The sequence below is a fragment of the Acinetobacter sp. CIP 64.7 genome (genome assembly GCF_000369745.1).
Classification (GTDB): Bacteria; Pseudomonadota; Gammaproteobacteria; order Pseudomonadales; family Moraxellaceae; genus Acinetobacter; species Acinetobacter fasciculus.
On record NZ_KB850178.1, the window covers coordinates 1 to 1,860 of the forward strand.

Genomic DNA, 1,860 nt, shown 5'->3' on the forward strand with positions numbered 1-1,860 from the left:
TACGGATATAACGTATATCCCTATGGCAAAAGGCTTTGTTTATTTATGTGCTGTGATTGATTGGCATAGCCGCAAGGTACTTGCGCATAGGGTATCGATTAGTATGGAGGTGGATTTTTGTATTTCGGCTTTAAATGAAGCGATTGAAAAATATGGATCACCTGAAATATTTAATACAGACCAGGGCAGTCAGTTCACCAGTGATGCATTTATTGATGTATTGAAATCAAATGGCATTCAAATCAGTATGGATGGTAAAGGTCGATGGATTGATAATGTGATGGTTGAACGGTTATGGAGAAGCGTTAAATATGAAGAGGTGTATCTCAAAGCTTATAGCAGTGTCACCGATGCGAAAAAGCAATTGAGTGCATATTTTGAATTTTATAATTTGAAACGACCTCATTCGAGTCTGGACAAAATGACTCCAGATGAGTTTTACTATGACCAGCTACCACAACAAAATAAGGTAGCTTAACTAGAGCAGAATATCACTTATAAATAAGCTTTTAGTTGTTCAAACAAGTGGGACCACCTCTTTTTTATGTAAAAAAAAGTAATATTTGTTTTATTGTTAAATTATAACAATTAGTATAAATACACCTATGATTTACAGATAAAAAAGGTAGTTAAATGAAATATTTTTTAAGTTTAACTTTGTTAGTTTTAGCAATGACTGGGTGTACTTCGAGTCCAAAGACTGAAACTTTACAAGATAAGGCTACAAGCAATACTTCAGCTGATACGCAGGTCCTTAAATTTTCTGGTCCGAATGGTTTATTAATTTTTCTGAAATCATCGGATAACTTTGAAACTGCTTTAATGACTGATAACTCAGGCATGGTATATCGTTTAAAGCAAACAGTTGCTGGTAGTGGTATTCGTTTAGCTAATAATAATGGAGTTTCAATTCACTTTAAACGTGGTGAAGGGGTTGTTGAATTTGTAAAAGACCAGCCAATCAGCATTACTGAAGTAAAATAATAAGGTTTAAACTTTAAGAGAACCCCACACCATAATCTGCATACCGAAAGTTGGACACTATTCCTTGAAATGTGGTCAAACATGATCAAGGACTAATTCGCACTCTGTTAATGGGTGAATTCAAACATGAGGTGCGACAGTTTCAAAAGCCTTATGATAATCTGTGTGATTCATAGACATCACTTCAATATAATGGGTGTCTATGAACAGAGAAATTCAACAAAGACTCGTATGGGTTAAATTATTTGAAGAGACCAATAATACTGGCCTGGTTTGTCGGAGATGTGGCATTTCTAGACCAACTTTACGCAAGTGGTGGAAACGATATTCTGAACAAGGTATTGATGGATTAAGTAGTCATAGTAAATGTCCCTTAAAATCGCCAAATACTAAAATCAATGCTGAGCTAGAAGCTTTAATATTGGAAATGCGCTCAGCTAGAAATCTTGGTGCTCGACGTTTGCAAACCGAATTAATGAGCTGCACGGAGTCTCGTTGTCCTTGGCGACTATCCATAAAGTACTATCCACCCATTAAGTCAAACCGATTAAAAAATTCCGTCGTAAAGTAGATTACATTTGTTATGAACGTCCATTACCAGGCGATAGAATTCAAATGGATACCTGTAAACTGGGTCCTGGACTATATCAGTACACATCTATCGATGACTGCACACGATATCGCGTTTTAAGGATATATAAACGCCGAACAGCTGCGAATACACTCGACTTTTTAACTGTGTAATTGAAGAAATGCCTTTTCCCATACAGCGAATACAGACTGAACCGTACCGGGTTTGTCGGAGAGTCAATATTCTGAGAGACTATCCCGATGACAAAATTAAAATATACCCCTGAAATCAGAGAAAGAGCGGTT

At 36.4% G+C, this 1,860-nt stretch carries 1 protein-coding gene and 2 pseudogenes; all 3 read left to right on the top strand.

Translation table 11 applies throughout. The annotated features are described in order from the left end of the window. Window positions 1–478 (top strand): annotated as a pseudogene (locus tag F890_RS02200) (IS3-like element ISAba14 family transposase); the annotation flags it as partial. A gap of 155 nt (window positions 479–633) precedes the next feature. After that, a complete protein-coding gene (locus tag F890_RS02205) occupies window positions 634–984 on the top strand; it encodes a hypothetical protein (RefSeq protein ID WP_004281821.1) in 351 nt (116 codons plus the stop codon). Window positions 985–1,186: 202 nt separating this feature from the next. After that, window positions 1,187–1,769: pseudogene (locus tag F890_RS17850) on the top strand (helix-turn-helix domain-containing protein); the annotation flags it as partial. Between the last annotated feature and the right edge of the window lie 91 nt (window positions 1,770–1,860).

Coding starts and splice junctions, on each gene's coding strand:
- F890_RS02205 (WP_004281821.1), top strand. CDS start 634: ATGAAATATTTTTTAAGTTTAACTTTGTTAGTTTTAGCAATGACTGGG.